This window comes from Nocardia sp. CA-128927, assembly GCF_050955855.1.
In the GTDB taxonomy this organism is placed as follows: Bacteria; Actinomycetota; Actinomycetes; order Mycobacteriales; family Mycobacteriaceae; genus Nocardia.
On sequence record NZ_CP192087.1, the window covers coordinates 8,801,982 to 8,822,465 of the forward strand.

The following is a 20,484-nucleotide window of genomic DNA, read 5'->3' on the forward strand; positions in this document are numbered from 1 at the left end:
TGCACCGGTCGGATAGTCGGTGTTTCGATCAGCGCGGCGGTGGTGCTCGGGTCATCGATGGCCGCGCCGGTCGGTGCCACAGCGGACGAAGAGGCGCAGTCGGTGGTGTCGCTGTCGGTCGGGCCGGGGGTAGCGATCGAGGTCGTCGACAAGCGCGTGGTCAGCTTGATCTGTGCGCCGACGATCGGCGGTACCCATCCGAAGGCCAAGGAAGCCTGTAAGAACCTGACGGCGGCCGACGGAAACATCCGTCAGCTGGCGGAATTCGCCGTGCCGCCGATCTGCCCGCAGGATTTCGATCCTGTTGTCGCCACCATCGACGGTGTCTGGCGCGGGCGGCCGATCTCCGATCATGGCTTCTTTTCCAATGCGTGCGTATTACGGGCCACGACGGTGTCGGTATTCGATTTCTGAAGCCGCCTCGCCAAAGGTGAACGATCAGCGCTGGTTTCGGTGCGGCGCAGGCGGGTGGCGAACACTAGGTGCACCAGCACGCCGACGACGGCGGTCATCGTTACTCCGCTGCCTAGTAACAGGCGTAGATCCGTGGGGAACCCCCGGTAGATGCCGGGGATGAGAATCGGGAGCAGACCCGCGGTCAAAGCCGCTGTGGCAGTGAGGAGTACGGGGTCGGAGGTGAAGTCGACGTCGCGGAACATACCGAGACCCGCGGTGATGATCATGGCGAAGGTGATGGCCGCGGTGCCGCCGACGACCGGACCCGGCAGCGAATTGACGAGGCGGCCGATGGGGGCGAGGAACGCGGCGATGACGAGTAGCACGCCGGTGATGGTGGTGACGTAGCGGCTGCGAATGTTGGTGAGGCGGATCAGGCCGATGTTCTCGCCGCTGGTGACCATGGTCGGCCCGCCGAAGAGGCCGGACAGCAGTGAAGTGACGGCGTCGCCGCGAATGGTGCGGCCGACGGTCGACGGAGTGTCGATCTCCTTGTCGACGATCTTCGCGTTGAGCACAGTCTGGCCGGTGGCCTCGGCCATCGATCCGATGCTGAACACCAGCAACGGAATCGCGGCGAGCAGGTCGAAATGCGGTGTGCCGAAAAGGAATAGGTCAGGCGCCTGAGCAAGCGCGGAACCCGATTGCAGATGGAACTGGCCCAAGCTCGCCGCGACGACACTACCGACCACCATGCCGAGCAGCACGGACAAACGCCGCCAGCCGGTAGGGAGTAGTCGATAGGCGAGCACCGTCGCCGCAATGGTGATGGCCGCCAAGACAACCGAACGTACCGGCGACCGATCGTCGGGCATGGTGATCAGGTTGCCCGCGACCTTCACCAGGTTGATGCCGATGACCACGATCATGCTGGCGATCACTACTGCGGGCAGCCGGGTGACCAGCCGCCGGGCCAGCGGGACGAGCACGATCCCGGCCAGCGCGGTAATGATCACCGCACCACTCGCGGTGGCCGGATTCGATTCCTGCGCGATCTGAATGAACAGCACCACGGCCGCCCCGCCGGGCAGCATCACGAACGGCAATCCGGCGCCGAGCCCGAACCGTCCACTGGACTGCAGGATCGTTCCGATACCGCTGAAAAGCAAAGCAGCGCAGAGCAATGCGCGCGACTGCCCGTCGTCGAGATGCAGGCTCCGGCTGATCAACAGCACCGAGGTGATCGGCGTCGCGACCATGACGACCAGGTGCTGCACCGCCGACGCGAGCGCACGACCGGGCGGCGGAACCTCGTCGACCGGATGCACGGCCGCCGACTCGGTGACACTCACGGCGTCTCCAGCCACGGGATGTCCTGATAGCGGTAGGCGCGGAAGATGGCGTTGGAGATGCCCGGAAAGACCTGCGCGGTATCTGGATCCGGGTACGCGGTGAACGACGGCACCACATACTCCCAGCAGATCCGTTGCGACGGAGTCACTTCGAAGATGCGCCCGAACGCGGCCTCGGCGATCAGAGTGTTGCCGTTCGGCAGCCGCTGCGCGCCGCCCATGAACGGGGTGAAGAACGCCTCGCGCGGCGAGTCCTGGTAGCTCCAGGCGATTTCGCTGGTGGCCCGGTCGATTTCGATAATCCGGCTGTAGGTCACCGATTCGCCGGTGCGGAAGGTGCCGTTGTCGAAGAGCAGGATATTGCCGTCGCCGACCGGTGTGGCGTGGTGCTGCTGGGCGACGACCGAACGGTCGGCGAGGGTCGAGACGGCGCCGGTGCGTCGATCGATAGTGATCACCGCGGACACGCTGCGCAGGCTCGCCACGATGGTGTCGTCGTCGAGTGGATGCACGCTGTTGATCAGCGGCCAGTGCTCACGCCAGTAATGTGGTTGCAGCGCAAAGTCTTTCGGATCGAGCTGCTCTGCGGCTCGCCACTCCCAGAGCAGACTGCCGTCCGGCGCGACCTCTTTGATGACGTCCGACCAAACGACACCATCGGCCTCGGTACCGGGCACCCCGCCCTCGATGCGCGCCGCGGCCGCACCGGTCAGCGGCTCGACCCTGGTGTAGAGGACACGACCGTCGTCGTAGTGGTGCGCATCGTGATGCTGGAAGTCGTCGCGATGCTCCGACAGCAGCGTTCCGTCCTTGTCGTACCGGCCCATCGATCCGCCGCTGTACTTACGCCACATCGCGAACAACGCGGGCCGCGCCAGCGTCGCGCCGTTGTAGGCCAGCGACCCGTCGGCGAGGATCCGCGCGTGCCTGCCCGGCCGATACGACAGGTTCCAGCGATGCACCACCTCGCCCGCGAGATCGACCAGTTCGACGAGACCGCGCCCGGCCAACGGCGCGTACAGCGTGTAGCCGGGCGACGCCGCCGCCGCATCGATGCCGATCAGCCCGGTACCCCGGCGTTTGAGGGTGTTCTGTTCCACCGATCCTCCTGAATATTCAGTATCACTGAATATTCAGTACGCTAGGAGGCGCTGGAAGCATTTCGATCACCGTGATGTAAACACGAGGATTCAGTACCCCGCTGCTGACAATGTGCGAAGCAACGAGAGAGGTTTTGAGTAAGTGCAGCAGAACGGAAGCGACGACCAGGCGCGCTGGCCCGGGCTCGGCAACGTCGTGCACGACCGCAGACGGGCAGCGCGACTGACGTTGGCGCAACTGGCTGCGAAGACCGAGTTGTCGCAGTCATTTCTGAGCCAACTGGAAAACGGGCGGACCAACACGAGTCTGCGTTCGCTGCAGCGCATCGCCGACGCGCTCAGCACCACGGCGACGGAACTACTCGCGGTGGCCGACAGCACGCCGGGCTCGGTGATCGTCCGCGCGGGCGAGGGTGGCCTAGATCAGGCCGATTGGGATAACGACGGATCGGTGCGCTCGCTGGTGCACGGCACCAGGGACCTGCGCGCGCTCGAGTTCACCGGCGGAACCAAGCGGGGCGAGCGCGAATTCACCCATCACAATGACGAATTGATCTACGTGGTCTCCGGGACGATCACGGTCATCGCGAACGGCGAGGAGGTGACCTTGTCCACCGGAGACTCCTATTACTGCCCGTCGGGCGTGCGCCACCGCTGGTGGGCACACGCCGACGACACCACAACACTGCTGCTCGCCGTTGCCGACGGGCTGACGGTCCGCCGGGCACCCCACGGGCCACGACGAACCTGATCCCCACCCCAGATACCCCCAAAATACTTGCACGACAACGCAAACGAGCCGCTCACCGGGCGACGGTGAGCGGTTCGTCTGCTTTCTCGTTCGTTGGCTCGGCCCGTGTCAGGACCAACCGAATCGAGCACATCGACCGGAGGGAGGGAAGCTACTCCTGCGGCGTGAGCGCCGGGCCCGGAGGCGGTAGCGAAGCGTAACCACGTAGGGCCCTGCGAACGCCGCCGATCCAACCCCAGCTTCATGCCGGGACCGCGACCTTGCGCGGACGTCCACGCGGGCGCTTACGGGCGATGACGACCCCCTGTTCGAAGATCTCGCCACCCCAGACACCCCACGGCTCGCGCCGATCCATGGCCGCGGTCAAGCAGCCCTTCCGGATGGGGCAGCTGGCGCACAGCGCCTTGGCCTGCTCCAACTGGTTGGGGCTCTCGGCGAACCAGAGATCGGGATCTCCGGCTCGACAAGGCACGGACTTGTTGCCCTCCCGGGTCCGAGTGGTCGGCGCCACGGTTCCGCATGTCACGTCAGTAGTGGCCGTTGGCCATTCCTGGGCGGTGAACACGTCGTTCTCCTTCAGCTCGTTGCAGCGGTTCGTTGTGTTGTCCGCGAAACCGGGGCCGGCTGGCTGAAGGGCCGAATAAGAATGGCCACGGTTTCGCGGTGTGCGATCCGTGGCCAGGAGGTCTGGGAGGGAAGTTCCCTACCTAGGTATTCGACATCTCTGTCGAGTCCTGATCACGATCGCTTGGTTTGCGGGGCGGAGGCGTGCTGCCTGCAGATCCGCCGGCTCATAACCGGCTTCTGCTGCGACGACGACGTTGTCTGCCGTATCGACGACAGACGGGTGCCAACCACCCGCGCTGGGCTTGTCCAAAATGGCGGTGCACATCGGGGCATGCGTGGGCGCGAGTTGCGCCTGCGTGCTGATGACACTCATTTCGGACACACCGATCCCCTGCAAGGTGAGGATCCCCCGGGAGGCGGACACGGGTGAATTCACCGCAACGCCGCTCGCTTTGAAGTGTGCTGTGTTCATGTCGCCTCCCTCCTAACTCGTTGTGTGCTGTGTTTGGACTGTGCGCAACGGGATAACCTCCCGGTGCGTAAAACCCACCATAGGCAAGTTCGCCGGGTGGTACAACCTATTTTCTACCTGCGGTTTTGGGGTCTTGCGCGCAGCCGCGAGGCAATGATCGCGAGCACGTCGGCGCCGTACTGTTCGAGCTTCTTCGCGCCGATGCCCGCGATCGCGGCCAGCGCGGCGTCGTCACCTGGGAGTTGTTCGGCGATCGCGGTCAACGTGGTGTCGGTGAACACCACGAACTCGCGCACCTGCAACGCCACTGCCTTCTCCGCGCGCCACTCCTGCAGCGCCGCCAGAAGTTCGGCATCGAGTTCCGCCGGACAACGACGACAGCGCCCGAGCATTGTCGCATAGGTGCCGATAAGTGGTTTCGCACACACTCGACAGGTCGGACGGATGCCCTTGGCGGTCTCTGAGACGGGCGCCGCAATCCTCGACGCAGGCGAATCATCGGGCACCAGGCCGTTGAGGAACCGCGACCGGCGTCGAGTTCGCCGCTTACCTTCGCCGCGGGCCAGTGCCCAGGACAGCTGCAGATGTTCGCGCGCCCGCGTCACCCCGACGTAGAGCAGCCGTCGCTCCTCCTCCAGCTTCGCCTCGTCACCGACCGAGCCGTCGTCGGCCAGCACGTGCGCGATCGGCAGCGTGCCGTCGGCCACTCCGACCAGGAAGACCGCGTCCCACTCCAGGCCCTTGGCGGCGTGCAGCGAGGCGAGCGTGACGCCCTGCACGGTCGGTGGGTGCCTGGCCTCGGTGCGGGCGGCCAGCTCACGCAGCAGGCCGGACAGGTCGAGCTTGTCGTCGTGCGTGACGAGTTCCTCGGTCAGCGTGACCAGCGCGACGAGCGAGGACCACTTCTCCCGCGCTTGTGCGCCGACGGGTTCGTCCTTGGTCAGACCGACCGGTGCCAGCACCGCGCGGACCAGGGTGACCAGCGCGGCACCGCTGCGTGACTCGTCCGGCAGATCGTCGCGCGAAGCCGCCTGGCGCAACACCGAAACGGCCTGCCTGACCTCGGCCCGCGAGAAGAACCCCTCGCCGCCGCGCACCTGATAGGCGATGCCGCGCTCGGTGAGCGCCTGCTCGTAGCTTTCGGACTGTGCGTTGATCCGGTAGAGCACGGCGATCTCGGCGGCGGGCGTGCCCGCGTCGATCAGCCGCTTGATCGACTTGGCCACCGCAGCGGCCTCGGCGGGGCCGTCCTCGAATTCGGCGAAGACCGGGTCGGGCCCGTCTGGGCGCTGGCCGATGAGTTGCAGCCGGGTCCCCGCGATGCGCCCGCGGGCGACGCCGATCACCCGATTGGCCAGCGAGACCACCTGCGGGGTCGAGCGGTAGTCGCGTTCCAGCCGGACCACGGTGGCGTCGGGGAAGCGGCGGGAGAAGTCGAGCAGGTAACCGGGGGTCGCGCCGGTGAACGAGTAGATCGTCTGGTTGGCGTCGCCGACCACGGTCAGGTCGTCGCGATCGCCGAGCCAGGCATCGAGCACCCGCTGCTGCAACGGGGTGACGTCCTGGTACTCGTCGACCACGAAACTGCGGTAGCGGCCGCGGAACTCATCGGCCACCGCCGGATAGTCCTCCAGCGCCGCCGCGGTGTGCAGCAGCAGATCGTCGAAGTCGAGCAGCAGCCCGTCCGGCGTCGCCTTGAGCTTCTCGTAACCCGCGTACACCTCGGCCACCCGCAGCGCGTCGTACGGAATCTCGCGGCGCTGCTTGGCCACCGCCGCCGGATAGTCCTCCGGCGCGATGAGCGAGGCCTTCGCCCATTCGATCTCGCTCAGCAGGTCGCGCACGCTGTCGGTGGCCGAGGAGAGCCCGGCGCGGGTCGCCGCCTGCGCGACGATCGGGAACTTGCCGTCGATCAGCCGCCACGGCACGTCGCCGACGATCTGCGGCCAGAAGTACTTGAGCTGGCGCAGCGCGGCCGCGTGAAAGGTCCGCGCCTGCACCTGATTCGCGTCGCCGCCGAGGCCGAGCGCGCGCAACCGGTTGCGCAGCTCCCCCGCCGCCCGCGCGGTGAAGGTGACCGCGAGTACCTGGTCGGCCTTCACATGTCCGGTGGACACCAGGTGTGCGATGCGGTGGGTGATGGTCCTGGTCTTGCCGGTGCCCGCCCCCGCTAGTACGCACACCGGACCCCGTGGCGCGCGCACGGCGGCGGCCTGTTCGGGGTCGAGCGAGTCCAGCTCGCGGCCGGTCGGTTGGTGTGTACTGGTTGACGACACGGCACCCATCATGACAGTGCCCGCCGACAACTCCCGCCGCGCGCGCAATACTGTCGCCTCGTGGCACACGACACGCCGTCAGCTGACGCTCAACCGACCGACCGGCACGCGACCTGGATGGAGTTGTTCTTCGACCTCGTCGCGGTCGCCGGCATCGGTCAGCTCACCCACCTGCTGCACCGGGGGCCCTCGCTGGGCGACTTCGGCCTGTATGTACTGCTCTACCTGGCATTTTGGACGATCTGGGCGTGCATGATGCTGTACGGCAACATCGCGCGCGACCACACCCGGATCCATCTGATGCTCGGCGCGATGCTCGGCCTCGGCCTGATGGCGGCGGCGGTCGCCGGGATCCCGGATCGGCACGCGACCACGTTCGCGGCCGTCTACGTGCTCGTGCGGCTCGTCGCAGCGCAGGTCTGGGGACGCGGCACGCTGGTGGTCGACTGGCCGATCGCGCAGCTGTCCATCGGCGTGCTGCCGTGGATCGTCTCGCTCTGGGTGCCCGAACCGTGGAAGTACTGGCTATGGGCGCTCGGCCTGGCCCTGGATCTATGGCTGATGTTCGCGGTGACCGGCGAACAGATGATGGCCGGTGCACAGGAAGCGATCGATCGCCGGATCCGCAACTCGCGCCGGTTCGAGAATGTCGAACCCCCGAAAATCAAGGCACTGCATACCGATTCGGCGCACCTGGGCGAACGGCTCGGCCTGTACGTGATCATCGTGCTCGGCGAGGGCGTCATCGCGGTGATCGGCGCGGTGGGTGGCGTGCAATGGGATGTGCGGGTGCTGGCCCTCGGCTTCGGCGCGTTCGTGGTGCTGGCCAGCATGTGGGCACTGACTCTGCTGTACGGCTTCGTGCCGCGTCTGATGACGGGTGCGGAGACGGACGGGTCGATCCCGAGGCCATACGTGATGGCCATGCACTGCTGGGTCACCGGGGCGATCGCCACGGTCGCAGCCGGTCTCGGACTGGCCGTGGAACACGCGGACGGGCATGTGTCCACCGGCATCGGGTGGTCGTTGGCCGGCGGTACCGCAGCGTATTTCGTGATCACCGGACTGGGCGGCGCGCGCAGCGGGGCGGGGTGGCGCTGGATGCTGTCCTGGCCGTTGCCATGCGCGGTGCTCGCGATCGTGCTCGGCGCCTTCGGTCCGTACATCGGGGCGCTGGGGCTGGTCTACGGCGTTGTGGCCCTGTGCATCTGGGCCGTGCTGTGCCAGACGCACGCCGCGGGTCAGTGGGGCGCCGGAGCCGGTTCCGATCGGCCGCGCCGGAAGCTTTGGCGGCGGCCGGATCATGGCCTCGGCATCGACGAGGTCCTATAGTCGCCGCAATCTACGCAGGTCGGTGGCGAACTGCCCGGTCCGCGTGCCGAGCGGCCCGAAGAACTCGCGATCGCAGGCTTCCACCGCGACCACCGCCCGATTCGCCAGCGCCGCACCGCCCTCGGTGGGTACCAGCGACTTCGCCCGCCGATCGCTCGGATGATCGCGCCGCTCGACCAGGCCCTTCTGCTCGAGCGCGCGCAACACCTGGGAGGTCATCATCGGGTCGGTGGCGGCCTGCGCGGCCAGGTCGCGCTGCATCACCGGGTCGCCGGCGACCGCGAGATAGGTGAGCGAGGCGAGCAGCACGAACTGCACGTGCGTGAGGTCGAACGGCGCGAGTGCCGCGCGCTGTGCCGCCTGCCACCGGTTGGTCACCTGCCAGAGCAGCAAGCCGGGACTTTCGTCGGCCTGCTCGAACTCGGTACGTAGCCCTTCACTCCTCATCGGCCTCCCTCACTCGCCCACCATCGCCTTCGCGATCACCGCGTGATCGTGTGCGGTGAGTTCTATCAGGCCGCGCCGCAATACCATTCCCCAGTTCGGTGACCTGGTCAGATCGAGTTCGTCGCGCAGATCGTCGATCGCTGTCTCTTTGGCTTCGGTCCGATAGCTGACCGACCGGCGCCACGGTTGGAAGCAACCGCCGTCGGGGAGGTCGACCGGGTCGGCCTGCCAGGCGGGGCGGTCGTCGATGGTGCCGATCGCGGTGAACGCGCGGACCGGAGCGCCGGAGCGGATGCCCTCGCGTGGCGAGTAGTAGATGAGCGTGTCGCCGGGCTGCATGCGTTCGACGGGCGTGCGCTTGCCGTGATTGGCCTGTGCGATGCCGAGTTCGACGCCGCGCAGCACGTGTTCCCTGGATACGACGCCCAGCCAATACCGGGTCATGCCCGCACGCCCTCGGCGACAGCGACGAGTGCGTCCAGGTCGGGTCGCACGGACTTGGCGAGATCGCCGCCCATGACCTTGGTCCACAGCCAGCGCAGCGGTCCGTCGATCGAGACGGTGACGCTGATCGTGGTGCGGCCGTCGGCCACGGCGACCTGGTGATCGAAGGTCAGTCGAGCGCCGATGAGCTTGGAGACGTCGACGAATTCGGAGTCGTTGAGCCGCTCGACGACGAACGGCACCTTCGGTCCGCCCTTCGGCTTCAGGGTTCCGGTCGCGCCCTGCACGAACGGGCCGTCGAGCCGAACCCATTCGGTGTCGTTGTTCCACTCCGGCCAGGTGGCCATATCGGCCCACTTGGCGAAGAAGGCGGCGGGTGCGGCGGTCGAGCTGGCTTGCGCGGTGGCGATGATCGTCATGTATTTAGTATGCGCGCTTACTAAAACCAGCGCAAGAGCGGCGAAAAAGGACTTGACTGGAACACCGACGCCCTGATCGGCGTTGCACAATCCGTGACTGAAGCAACGCCCGACCTGACGATGTACTCGACCACCTGGTGCGGCTATTGCCGCAGGCTGAAGAAGCAGCTGGACGAGTCCGGTATCAGCTATATCGAGATCGACATCGAACAAGATCCGGCATCGGCCGAGTTCGTGGGCAGCGTGAACGGCGGCAACCATGTGGTGCCGACCGTGAAGTTCGCCGACGGCTCGACCGCGACCAATCCGACGCTGGTGGCCGTCAAGCAGGCACTCGCCGCACTGGCCTGAGCACTACGCAGTTCCGAAATCCGCGCGGGCCGACTCGGCCCGCGCGGATTTCGCTCGCGCTCAGTCGAGCGCGGCCCAGGACTCCATGATGGTGCGGGCGATGGAGATCGAACCCGGCAGCAACAGCCGAGCGCCCGTCCCCTGCGCCGACCAGTCGCCGACGGCCAACGCCTCGCGCACCTCCGCGCGGGTGAACCAGTGCGCCTCGGCGATCTCGCCGTCGGAGAAGACCAGCGGCTGTTCCGGATCCCCGGTCGCGGCGAACCCGAGCATCAGCGACCGCGGGAACGGCCACGGCTGGCTGCCCAGGTAGTTGATGTCGCGGACATCGACGCCGACCTCCTCCTTGACCTCCCGCTCGACGCAGCGCTCCAGCGACTCGCCCGCCTCGACGAACCCGGCGAGCAGCGAGAACAGCGTCTGCGGCCAGCTGTGCTGCCGCGCGAGCAGCACCCGGTCACCGCCGTCGTGAATCAGGCAGATGACCGCCGGATCGATCCGCGGGAACTCCTCGTAACCGCCCTCGGTCGTCCTGGACCAGCCCGCCTTGCTCGGCGTGGTCACCGTGCCGTCGGCACTGTTGAATCCCGCCTTGTCGTGCCAGTTCAGCAGGGCGGCCGCGGTGGAGAGCACGGCCGCGGTGAGATCGTCGACGGTGTTCGACATGCCGCGCAGATCGGTCAGCGACCCCGCCAGGTCCCGGTCACGCACGGCCCACAGGTGGACACCGCCATCGATACCGAGGAACACCGCATCGGGGCTCGGCTCGGGTGACAGCTCGATCGCCTTGTCCAGGATGAGCGCGTTGTTCTCGTATTTGACCTGGCCGCGGGCGTTCACCCGGAGCAGCTTGGCGTCGCGCCAGCCCTCCTTCAAGGCCTCGGCGTCGGCCCGCGTCTCCTCGGCGCGATCGAGCACGGAACGGGACAGCAAGGGCACACCATTGAGCTGAAAGACCGGCACCCATCGAGACTATCGCGCCGGACACCCGGCGCCCCTCACGCGGGCTCAGTTGGCCGCGCGGCGAATGTAGAGCAGCTTGTCCCCCGCTTCGAGCGAGTCCACCTCCGGCTCGCCGACTCTGGCCAGTACGCCGCTGCGCACCACGCCGAGCACGATGTCGCCGAGATGCCGTGGCGAGCCACCGATCTCCGACGTCTCCACCTCGCGCTCGGCGATCGCGAACCCCTCCTCCGGGGTGAGCAGATCTTCCATCATCTCGACCACTGACGGCGTGGTCGTCGCGATGCCGAGCAACCGGCCCGCCGTCTCCGAGGACACCACCACCGAGTCGGCGCCGGACTGGCGGACCAGGTGGGTGTTCTCCGCCTCGCGGATCGCGACCACGATCTTGGCGCTCTTGGTGAGCTCGCGGGCGGTCAGGGTGACCAGCACCGCGGTGTCGTCCCGGTTGGTCGCGACCACCACCGAGGACGCGTTCTGCACACCGGCCAGCCGCTGCACGTCGGACTGGGTGGCCGAACCGTGCACCGTCACCAGGCCCGCGTTCGCGGCCGCGTCCAGCGCGATGACATCGGTGTCGACCACCACGATGTCGGCCGGCTGCACGTTGTCGCCGAGCATGGCGTCGATCGCGGTACGACCCTTCGTGCCGTATCCGACCACCACGGTGTGATTGCGCACGCTGTGCCTCCATCGCTGAATCTTGAAAGCCTGCCGGGACCGTTCCGTCAGCACGCCGAGGGTGGTTCCGACGAGAACGATGAGAAAGAGGATGCGCAGCGGGGTAATGACGACGATGTTCACCAGCCGCGCCTCGGCCGACACCGGGGCGATATCGCCGTAACCGGTGGTGGACAGCGACACCGTCGCGTAATAGAACGCGTCGAGGAAGCCGAGCGGATCGCCCGCGTTGTCGTGGTAGCCGTCCCGGCCGATGTACACCACCAGGGCCGCGGCGAACAGCAGCGCGACCGCGAACAACACCCGCCGGGACAGTGAAATCCACGGACTGGTCTGCACTTCGGGGATGCGCAGCACGCCGACCAGGGCGAAATGTGGGCGATTCGACAGCCCGAGCGTGCGCGCTCGATCACCGAACACCGGACGCACCCGCCCTGCTATACCTCACGTCGGATGTCTCCGGCATTGCTTGTCCCGCCAGCACAGCACGGGAGCCTACCCGCTGCCCGCGATACCACCCGGTCTCGACGCGAACACCTAATAGATGTAAAGGTGCCCTCATGGCAGATAACGCGCACACACCCGTCCGCAACTCCGGACGACGGCCCGCACTGGCCCTCGCCGCCTTGTTGTTCCCCATGGGGGTGCTGCATTTCGTCATGCCGAAGCCCTTCGATTCGATCGTGCCCAAAGCACTGCCCGGTGAGCCGAGGAACTACACCTACGCCTCGGGTGTCGCCGAGCTCGGCGTCGCCACGGCACTGGTGATCCCGCGGACCCGCGGCCTCGGCGGGCGCCTGGCCGCGCTGCTGTTCCTCGCGGTCCTGCCCGGCAACGTGCAGATGGCCGTCGACGCGCTGGGCAACAAGAAAGCCTCGCAGCTGTTCAAGATCGGGACGGTGCTGCGGCTGCCATTGCAGATTCCACTGATCACCCAGGCGTTGAAGGTGAGCCGGTTGGCGCGGAATTCCTGATCAGCTCGGCCAGTTCGTCGGGGCCGGCCAGCTCGGCCGGGGCGATGGTGCGTCCGGTGCGCACGTAATGGAAAGCGGCGCCGATGCGTTGGAGCATCTCCGATTCGGGCCTGCCCTCCGTGGACGCCATCAGCCTGGCCCAGGCCAGCCGATAGACGGCGAGCTGCATGGCGACGGCGGGCTCTTCGGCGGGGGTCGGCTCGGCGCCGGTCTTCCAGTCGACCACGATCCAGCCGCCGCCCGGCTCGGCGAACACCGCGTCCATCCGGCCGCGAATCACGGTGCCCGCCAGGGAGGTTTCGAACGGTACCTCCACGTCGATCGGGCTGCGGTTGGCCCACGAGGAGTTCAGGAACGCGTCCTGCATCGCGGTCAGCTCGTCGTCGACGCCCGCGTCGGCGGCGGCGCTGTCGGCCGCGCCGGGGAGTTCGTCGAGGCCGAGCAGGCGGGTCGAGCCGAACCAGCGCTGCACCCAGGCGTGGAACGCGGTGCCGCGGCGGGCCAGCGGGCTCGGCGGGAACGGGAGCGGGCGGCGCAGGCGCGCAGCGAGTTTCGCCGGATCGGCGCGCATTTCCACCAGCGCGGTCGCGGCGATCTGGCCGGGGAGTTCGACCTCTTCGGCGGCGGCCTGCTCGGATTCGAATTCGGCGAGTAGGGCGTCGACGTCGGCGGCCCAGCCGTCGGGGTCGTCGGGGTCGGGGGCCGGGGTGATCGGGTAGTCGTCGGCGAATTCCGCTGCGGCGAAGGCGATGTCCTCGTCGGAGATGTGGTCGTGCATCGGGTCGGGTGGGATGTCGCTGATGTGTGGTCCGGTGAGGGGCTCGTCGGGCACGTGGCCGGGATCGTAGGTTGGTTCGTCCATGGGGTCCGGCGGCAGGGCGTCGAGGTCGTCCGGCGGTTCGAAGGCGTAGGGCTCGCTGAATTCCTCGGTGGCGAAGGTGGTTTCGTCGAAGAGGCCCTCGGGGACGCTGGCTGGTTCGAGCGCGAGGTTCAGTTGTCCGGCCGTGGTGTCTGTCGTCTTGGTGTCGCGCGGCGCGGCGGGCTTGGCGCGGAGCTCGGTGAGGGCAGCGCGGACCAGGGCGGCACCCTGTTCGATGGGGTCGCGGCGGTCGCCGAGTGGGTCGCGGGGCCATTCGGCGGTGGCTGGGTTGTCGGTGAAGGGGTTCACCGCATCGTGCTCGGGTGCGTCGTCCCAGCGGGCGATGTCTACGACGCCGTTGGCGGGGCTGTCGGCGGATTCGCTGGCGTGCTTCAGTTCGAGCAGGAAGTCGGAGGGGCCCTTGGGGGAGGTTCCGGTTTCGGCCCAGTGGTGCGACGAAACGAGCAGCACGCGTTCGGTTCTGGTGAGGGCGACGTAGAAGAGGCGGCGCTCCTCATCGATGCGGCGGCGTTCCAGGGCTTCCTTGTGTGACTTGATGGCGCGTTCCAGGTCAGCGCGGTCGTACAGGTCGGCCAGGTCGAGGACGGGGACGCCCTCGGCCGCGTCGTCCTGTTGGCGGTCGCCACGCAGTTTGGTCGGCAGTTCGGCGAGGGCGCCGAGCCAGGTGCCCGACGCGGTGCCCGACGGGAACACGCCACGCACGACGTGCGGTACCGCGACGATCTCCCATTCGAGACCCTTCGCCGCGTGCACGGTCAACACCTGCACCCGATCCTTGGCGACCTCGACTTCGCCTGGCTCCAAGCCGTTTTCGACCGACTCGGCGGCGGCCAGGAAGGACAGCAACCCGCTCAGCGCCGCGCCCGAGTCGGCGGCATACCCGGCGACCACCTCGGCGAAGGCGTCCAGGTGCTCGCGCCCGGCGCCGGTGCCGGACATGGCGCGCCGGGCCTGGGTCTCCACGCCGACGCCGATGGTGCGCTCCACATCGGCGACCAGCTCGGTCAGCAACTGGCCGCTACGTTCACGCAGCGCGGCGAGTTCTCTGCTCAGTGCCTCGATGCGGACGAAACCGGACTCCGAATACTGTTCGCGCGGACCGGGATCGGCGATCGCGTCGGCCAGGCCCGCCTGTTCGGCGGGCTCCGGCGCCACTTCGCGCAGTGCCGCGGCCAGCGTGCTTCCGTCGGTGATCTCCGGCGCGTCACCGCTGTTGAAGCGGCTGATCGACAGGGTGCGCGCACGACGGGCGAGCGCGGCGATGTCGGCGACACCGATGCGCCAGCGGGCGCCGGTGAGTACGCGCATTGCCGCGCTACCCGAACCGGGTTCGGCGATCAGGCGCAGGGTGGCGACGATATCGGCGACCTCGGGTGTGGCGAGCAGGCCGCCGAGCCCGACGATCTCCACCGGCAGCCCTTGCGCGCGTAAGGCTTCCGCGAGCGGTGACGCGTCGGCGTTGCGGCGCACCAGCACCGCCGAGGTGGGTGGCGGTTCCCCCGCGGCGCGGCGGGCCGCCCATTCCTCGGCGATCCGTACGGCCAGCCAGTCGCGTTCCTCGGCGACGGTCTCGGTCAAGGCGAGGGCAACCACGCCCTGTCCCGCATTGGGTTTCGCACGCAAGGCGTCGACGGTCACACCACCGCCCTCGATGGCCTTGCGGCGCAACGGGTCCGCGACCAGATTCGCCAGCGCCAACGCCTCGGGCGGATTGCGCCAACTGGTCAACAAGGGCAGCGTCGGCGCGGGAACGCCGGGGGCGGTGGGGAAGTCGGTGGCAAAGCGCGGCAGGTTCGCGGCGGACGCACCGCGCCAACCGTAGATCGATTGCATCGGATCGCCGACCGCCGTCACTGCCAACCGTTGGCGGCGGCGGGATTCGGCTTCCTCGGCAGCGGTATTCGCTTGTTTGGCGGCCCGCTGCCTGCCCGAACGTTGTCGCCCTGACTCCTCGTCGACCGGTTGGCTGACGTGCCGCGGTTCGTGCGCACGCGGCCCGCCCTGCACTCCATCTGATGGTTGTTCCGCGTCCGACCGCGATGCCGATTCGCCTGATGACTGCTCGGCGCGCGCGGCCGAATCTGCCTCGGGCGCACCGCCGAACAGAGCAGCCAGCAGGACTCGTTGGGCGTGGCCGGTGTCTTGATACTCGTCGAGGAGGACGAGGCGGAAGCGGTTACGCTCGGCGGCGGCGACCTCGGGATGTTCGGCGGCGAGACGGGCGGCCAGGGACATCTGGGCACCGAAATCCAGGGCGCCACGGCGACGTAACGCGTCGGCCAGCTGCTGGACAAGGGGCAGCAGCGCGATACGTTCGCGCTGGACCTGGAGGATGCCGAGCAGGGCTTGGCTCGGCCCACCACGCTGGCGCGGACCCGGCGGAAGAGTGTGCACCAGCTTCTCGAGGTCGGTGTGTGCCTCGGCCAGCTGTTCCGGTTCGACCAGATGCTCGGCGAGTTGTCCGGACAGGGCGAGGATTGCCTCGGTGACCGAGACCGGGGTGCGGTCGGTGTCCAGGTCGCCGTCCCAGGTGCGGACCACCTGGTGCGCGAGCTGCCAGAGTTGGGTCTGGGTGAGCAGGGTCGCCGAGGGTTCCACGGGCAGCAGCAGGCCGTGTTCGGTGAGCAGCCTGCCCGCGTACGAGTGGTAGGTGCTGATCTCCGGCTCGGCGCCGGACAGTTGCGCCCGCAGCTGACCGGACGGGTCGAGGTCGCGCAGCAGCGGCGCACCGGCCAACCGGGCCAGCCGGGTCCGGATGCGAGCGGTCAACTGCTGCGCGGCTTTTCGGGTGAAGGTCAGTCCCAGCACCTCGTCGGGCAGCACCAAGCGGTTAGCGACCATCCACACGACGCGCGCGGCCATCGTCTCGGTCTTGCCCGCTCCGGCACCCGCGACAACCAGCGTCGGCCCCGGCGGTGCGGCGATCACCGCCGCCTGTTCATCGGTGGGCGGCGGCAGACCGAGCGCGTCGGCCAGCTGATGCGGCGTTACCCGCATGTCGGTCACGGTTGCACCTCGTCGGCGTCGCAGGCCGACGTTCCCGGGGGCCTGGTGCGGCCACCCCCGGCGGTGCCGCGACGACGACCGACACGCGAGTGTGCCGCGGCGTCGATCGCTCGCTCCGGTATGACCGTGCAGCACAGGCACGCGACTCCGCAGATCGGCAGCGGTACGCGGAAGCGTTTCTCGCTCACTCGTCGGTCACCTGCCGACCGGTGTCCTGGACGGGGCAGCTGCCTGCGACCGGGCAGTGGCGGCAGCCGTCATTGCGCATGGCGAGGTAGCTCGGGCCCTGGGTGGCGGCGGCGGCATCGTGAATGGTGTTGCGCCACTTGTCGAGGGCTTCGGGGTCGAGCGGTGGTTGCATGCGCTGGGTGGCGCCCTCTTTGCTACTCGGCTTGGCGACGTACACCAGCCGGGCGCCACCCGGCTCGCCCAGCGGGCCGGATTGGCCCGCAGCTGAACGCTGTTCGCCCGCACTCGGTCCGTCCGCATCTGGTCGAGGCTCGTCCGCGTCGGAACTCGGCTCGTCTTCGTCCGCACCTGATTCGCCTGCGGTCAGCTTGTCGGCAACGGCGTCCGAATCGCCTGTTGCTGTATCCAATTCGCCTTGGACAGCACCCGAATCATCCGCTGCCGCATCCGATTCACCGTCGGCGGAACCCGATTCACCCGCCTCCTCGGTCGCCGCGTCGAGCGCACCCATCGCCGCCGCCACCTGATACGTCGCCAGCTGTGCGTGATCGACCGCCGCCTGCTTGGTGACCGGCGACTTCCCGGTCTTCACATCCACGATCACGAAGCGGCCCAGCGCATCCCGTTCCAGCCGGTCCACCCGGCCGCGAATCCGCACGGGCCGTTCGTCTTCCGTCCGCGGCGGCAGCACACAGTCGACCGGCACCTCGACCCCGGCCTGGGTGAGTTCGCCGCGGGTGTTGCGCACCCACGCCATGAAGGTTTCCAGCATGGTCTCGGTGCGGCGCAGCTCCTGCCGGGAATGCCAGCCGGACCCGGGATCGACCGACTGCCAGGCCTTGTCGAGCGCGGCGCGCACCTGCGCCTCGGGCACCTGCCCGGCCAGCGCCTGCACCAGCGTGTGCACCAGGTTGCCCTTGACGGCGTGCGGGTTGTCGCCGTCGGTGCCACCGTGCCGTTCCAGCGCCCAGCGCAGCGGGCAGGTACGCAGCAGCTCCACCGTGGACGGCGAGAGGCCGACGGCGCTGTCATCCTCCTCCCATAGCGTCCGCTGCGAGCTCAATTCCGCTGTGCCATACCAGTCGTCGGGATGGGTTCCGGGCACACCGGCACTGGCCAAACGCGCCAGCTGGTGTGCGGCACGTTGCCTACGATCCGGATCGGACTCGGGATCGCAGACGGCGCCGCGTAATTCGGCCACCAGTGAATGCATTACGAGGGCACGACCGGGGTCGGCGATCGGCAGTGCGCCGGGTTCACCGTCTTCGTCGTGCCCGAGCAGCTCGGCAAGGAACCGCGACGGCACCAGATCCCGTTCGCCCGACACCGATTCCACCGCGGTGACCAGCAGCGAACGCCGGGCCCGGCTGCACGCGACCAGCAGCAGCCTGCGTTCCTCGGCGAGGATCGGCGCCGCGCGACTCACCTGTTCACCGCCATCGATGACACCGGCGGTCAGGTCCACCAGATCCTCGGTGTTCAGCAGCGTGCCGCGCGACCGCGGGTTCGGCCAAATCCCTTCCTGCACAGCGGCAACCGCGACAACGTCCCACTCCCGGCCAGCTGCTGCGTGCGCACTGAGCAGGGCGACGGCCTCCTTCGGCGCGCTGCGTGGCGCCGAGCCGTTCGGAATCTCTTGTTGCACCAGGTATTCCACGAAGCCTTCGATGCTCGCGCGGGGCAGCCGGTCCACGTAGGCCGCAGCGGCATCGAACAGCCCGACGGCGGCATCGAGGTCGCGGTCGGCCTGCATGCCGACCGCGCCACCACGTTCGGACTGCCCGACCCAGCGTCGTTCCAGTCGCGAGGCGGTCCACAGCGCCCACAGCACGTCCTCGAGACCCGCCCCGCGACGACGCGCCTTGCGGGCCCGCTCCAATGCGTCGAGCACCCGCCGCAGCGGTGCGGCCTCGACATCGGTCAGCCGATCCAGGATTCGCGCGTCCCCGACCCCGATCAGCAGATCCCGCAGCACCTCAGCAGAGGATTGGTCGATGCCGTGCCGCAGTTCGACGGACTCGCCACTCTCTTCAGAACTCTCAGCAGGCTTCTCGGGATCGGCCGCATCTTGTTCGGAGCTGTCGGTGGCGTCAGCCGTCGGTTCGGCGGCTTCATCACTCTGTTCAGCTTCGCTGCCACGCCATTCCGAGTCCTCCGGAGTCCATTCCGGCTCTACGCCATACCAATCGGCGTCATCGGCGGCCCGCTCCAGACTTCCGGGACTTGGTTCAGGCAGTCCAGAACTCCGCTCCGAGCTTTCTACAGCCCGTTCGAGCCCCTCAGTGCTCGGCTCGGAATACTCGCTCTCCGAAGCCTCTTCGGCACTCCGGCCGGACCGCGCCTTGTTCCGCCCGGACTCCAGCACGCTGCGCCGCACACCACGCCGCAACCGCCGCAACGTGATCTGATCGGCGCCACCGAGCGGACCCGCGAGCAAGTCCAACGCGTCCTCCGGCTCGAAAGCCGACCCCTTCTCCCCCGCGAGCAACGCCCGCAGCGACAACAGCATCCAGCCCGCACCCCGCCGCCGCGCCAACGGCGTATCCAGCGCAGGCTGCTGCACCGGCACCCCCGCCGCGAGCAGCGCACGCCGCAACGGCGGCAACGACAGCGGCACCGAACGGACGATCACCGCCATCCGCGACCACGGCACCCCACCGGTCAGATGCGCCCGCCGCAGGTGGTCGGCAATGAGCGCGGCCTCTTTCGCCGGTGTGGCGAGCACCCGCACCCGCACCTCGGTGCCGTCGTCCACCGGTTGATCGGCCCGCTTCGGCAACGAAAAGCGTTGCGGCGCACTGCCCGGCAACCTGGCCGCGATCCTGGCGACCGCCAGCTGCACCGGCCCGCCGGCCCGATGGTTGTCGCGCAAGACGATTCGCTGCCCGTCCGGTGCGGCCAGGTCCGCGACGAACCGCGCGTCCGCGCCCCGGAAGGCGAAGATCCCCTGATCGGGGTCGCCCGCGACGACGGTGGTGTGCGCGCTGTGCCCGATCGCCCGGACCAGGATCGCGGCCTGCGGATCGAGATGTTGCGCGTCGTCGACCAGCAGGTACCGGATCCGAGCCCGTTCGGCGGCAAGCAGATCGGCGTCACCGGCCAGCGCGTCCAGTGCGGCGCCGATCAGTTCGGCGGCGTCCAGCGCGGGTGCCGTCGCCTCCGGTGCCTCGACGCCGACCGACCAGCGCAACAGCATCGTCTGCTCATAACGCACTGCGAACTTGCCTGCCGCCACCCACTCCGGTTTACCGTGCTCGCGACCGAGGCGCACCAGATCTTCCGGCCCGAGGCCGCGTTCGGTGGCCCGCAGCATCAGATCGCGCAACTGCTCGGCGAACCCACCGAGGGCGAGCGCGGGTTGCAGGCGCTCGGGCCACAGCCCATCCGCTCCTTCGGCGATGTCGATCAGGTCGCCGCGCAGCATTTCGCGCAGCACCGCATCCTGCTCGGCACCGGTCAGCAAACGCGGCGGCGGGTTGCCGTGCGCGGTCGCGTGCCTGCGCAGCACCGAGAAGGCGTAGGAGTGCAGGGTGCGGGCCAGCGGCTCCCTGGTCGCGCCGGGTACCCCGCCTTCGGCGTCGGGACCGGCCAGCCGCGCGGTGATGGCGTCGCGGGCCGCGCTCGCCGCCTGCTTCGAATGGGCAAGGACCAGCACGGATTCCGGATCGTCCCTCGCCGCGATGCGCTCGGCCGCGAAGTCGACGAGCAGGGCGGTCTTGCCCGTGCCTGGTCCGCCGAGCACCTGCCAGGGCCGCCACCCCGGGCGCGTCGGCCCGGCCGCGGCCGCGGCATCCAACAGCGCGCGAACGTCGGCACCCCAGGCGCGCGGCCGGGGTGCCGCCACATTCCGGCGAACAAGTCGCACCGCGCTATCCGATCGCACC

At 68.4% G+C, this 20,484-nt stretch carries 16 protein-coding genes; 5 read left to right on the forward strand and 11 right to left on the reverse strand.

All coding sequences use genetic code 11. The features are described 5' to 3' along the window. Positions 1–57: 57 nt before the first annotated feature. Positions 58–414, forward strand: coding sequence for an SSI family serine proteinase inhibitor (locus ACQPW1_RS40920; RefSeq protein WP_433658432.1), 357 nt, complete (start codon positions 58–60; stop codon positions 412–414). On the opposite strand, the gene ACQPW1_RS40925 is transcribed toward ACQPW1_RS40920, so the two are convergent. Next, on the reverse strand, positions 351–1,748 hold the full coding sequence (locus ACQPW1_RS40925; protein ID WP_433658434.1) for a uracil-xanthine permease family protein: 1,398 nt from the start codon (positions 1,746–1,748) through the stop codon (positions 351–353). The genes ACQPW1_RS40920 and ACQPW1_RS40925 overlap by 64 nt on opposite strands. Further along, the gene (locus tag ACQPW1_RS40930) at positions 1,745–2,848 is read right to left on the reverse strand and encodes an aryl-sulfate sulfotransferase (RefSeq protein WP_433658436.1); all 1,104 of its coding nucleotides are present in this window, start codon (positions 2,846–2,848) and stop codon (positions 1,745–1,747) included. Before ACQPW1_RS40930 ends, ACQPW1_RS40925 begins: the two co-directional genes overlap by 4 nt. 142 nt (positions 2,849–2,990) lie before the next feature. Between ACQPW1_RS40930 and ACQPW1_RS40935 the strand changes: the two genes are divergently transcribed. Next, on the forward strand, positions 2,991–3,599 hold the full coding sequence (locus ACQPW1_RS40935; protein ID WP_433658438.1) for a helix-turn-helix domain-containing protein: 609 nt from the start codon (positions 2,991–2,993) through the stop codon (positions 3,597–3,599). Positions 3,600–3,840: 241 nt separating this feature from the next. Here ACQPW1_RS40935 and ACQPW1_RS40940 read toward each other — a convergent pair whose 3' ends face one another. Further along, positions 3,841–4,164: a WhiB family transcriptional regulator gene (locus tag ACQPW1_RS40940; protein WP_433658440.1), complete on the reverse strand. Its 324-nt coding sequence runs from the start codon at positions 4,162–4,164 to the stop codon at positions 3,841–3,843. Between the two features lie 587 nt (positions 4,165–4,751). Continuing rightward, positions 4,752–6,926: an ATP-dependent DNA helicase UvrD2 gene (locus ACQPW1_RS40945; RefSeq protein ID WP_433665471.1), complete on the reverse strand. Its 2,175-nt coding sequence runs from the start codon at positions 6,924–6,926 to the stop codon at positions 4,752–4,754. A 48-nt stretch (positions 6,927–6,974) separates the two neighbouring features. Between ACQPW1_RS40945 and ACQPW1_RS40950 the strand changes: the two genes are divergently transcribed. Next, positions 6,975–8,246, forward strand: a complete 1,272-nt coding sequence (locus tag ACQPW1_RS40950; RefSeq protein WP_433658442.1) for a low temperature requirement protein A — start codon at positions 6,975–6,977, stop codon at positions 8,244–8,246. Here the strand turns inward: ACQPW1_RS40950 and ACQPW1_RS40955 are convergent. From ACQPW1_RS40955 to ACQPW1_RS40965, 3 genes are read right to left on the reverse strand one after another with little or no spacing between them, the layout of a single operon-like run. After that, positions 8,241–8,693 (reverse strand): MarR family winged helix-turn-helix transcriptional regulator, encoded by a 453-nt coding sequence (locus ACQPW1_RS40955; protein WP_433658444.1) that lies wholly within the window; start codon positions 8,691–8,693, stop codon positions 8,241–8,243. The two genes, ACQPW1_RS40950 and ACQPW1_RS40955, sit on opposite strands and share 6 nt — an antisense overlap. 9 nt (positions 8,694–8,702) lie before the next feature. Then, positions 8,703–9,137, reverse strand: coding sequence for an EVE domain-containing protein (locus tag ACQPW1_RS40960; RefSeq protein ID WP_433658446.1), 435 nt, complete (start codon positions 9,135–9,137; stop codon positions 8,703–8,705). After that, the gene (locus ACQPW1_RS40965; RefSeq protein ID WP_433658447.1) at positions 9,134–9,556 is read right to left on the reverse strand and encodes an SRPBCC family protein; all 423 of its coding nucleotides are present in this window, start codon (positions 9,554–9,556) and stop codon (positions 9,134–9,136) included. Before ACQPW1_RS40965 ends, ACQPW1_RS40960 begins: the two co-directional genes overlap by 4 nt. Positions 9,557–9,676: 120 nt before the next feature. On the opposite strand from ACQPW1_RS40965, the gene ACQPW1_RS40970 reads away from it, so the two are divergent. Continuing rightward, positions 9,677–9,907, forward strand: coding sequence for a mycoredoxin (locus ACQPW1_RS40970; protein ID WP_150402880.1), 231 nt, complete (start codon positions 9,677–9,679; stop codon positions 9,905–9,907). A 60-nt stretch (positions 9,908–9,967) separates the two neighbouring features. On the opposite strand, the gene nudC is transcribed toward ACQPW1_RS40970, so the two are convergent. Continuing rightward, positions 9,968–10,870 (reverse strand): NAD(+) diphosphatase, encoded by a 903-nt coding sequence (gene nudC, locus ACQPW1_RS40975; RefSeq protein ID WP_433658449.1) that lies wholly within the window; start codon positions 10,868–10,870, stop codon positions 9,968–9,970. Positions 10,871–10,915: 45 nt separating this feature from the next. Beyond that, positions 10,916–11,971, reverse strand: a complete 1,056-nt coding sequence (locus tag ACQPW1_RS40980; protein WP_433658451.1) for a potassium channel family protein — start codon at positions 11,969–11,971, stop codon at positions 10,916–10,918. Between the two features lie 140 nt (positions 11,972–12,111). On the opposite strand from ACQPW1_RS40980, the gene ACQPW1_RS40985 reads away from it, so the two are divergent. Beyond that, positions 12,112–12,525 (forward strand): DoxX family protein, encoded by a 414-nt coding sequence (locus ACQPW1_RS40985; protein ID WP_433658453.1) that lies wholly within the window; start codon positions 12,112–12,114, stop codon positions 12,523–12,525. On the opposite strand, the gene ACQPW1_RS40990 is transcribed toward ACQPW1_RS40985, so the two are convergent. Further along, on the reverse strand, positions 12,482–16,402 hold the full coding sequence (locus ACQPW1_RS40990; protein ID WP_433665472.1) for an ATP-dependent helicase: 3,921 nt from the start codon (positions 16,400–16,402) through the stop codon (positions 12,482–12,484). The genes ACQPW1_RS40985 and ACQPW1_RS40990 overlap by 44 nt on opposite strands. A gap of 193 nt (positions 16,403–16,595) precedes the next feature. Then, on the reverse strand, positions 16,596–20,483 hold the full coding sequence (locus ACQPW1_RS40995; protein WP_433665473.1) for an ATP-dependent helicase: 3,888 nt from the start codon (positions 20,481–20,483) through the stop codon (positions 16,596–16,598). Between the last annotated feature and the right edge of the window lies 1 nt (position 20,484).